General features: G+C 69.4%; 1 protein-coding gene. It reads right to left on the bottom strand.

The features are described from left to right. Positions 1-235 (bottom strand): ATP-binding cassette domain-containing protein (locus IEQ44_RS16545; RefSeq protein WP_193639493.1); only part of this gene is annotated, 235 nt, incomplete at both ends.

The raw sequence follows: 235 nt of genomic DNA, 5'->3' as shown, positions 1-235 counted from the left end.
CGGTCGTGGGTAATGGCTACCACGGTACCCGGGAAGTCGTGCAGGAAGCGCTCCAGCCAGGCCACCGAGTCGGCGTCCAGGTGGTTGGTGGGTTCGTCGAGCAGCAGCATGTCGGGTGCCGACAGCAGCAGGCGGCACAGGGCCACACGGCGCTTCTCACCACCGGACAGGTGTTCGATGCGCGCATCCCAGGCGGGCAGGCGCAGGGCGTCGGCAGCGACGTCCAGCTGGCGCT

The sequence above is a fragment of the Nocardioides malaquae genome, from assembly GCF_015070385.1.
GTDB lineage: Bacteria > Actinomycetota > Actinomycetes > Propionibacteriales > Nocardioidaceae > Nocardioides > Nocardioides malaquae.
Note: the sequence above shows the minus strand (reverse complement) of the source record. Positions and strands in the feature narration are given on the sequence as shown.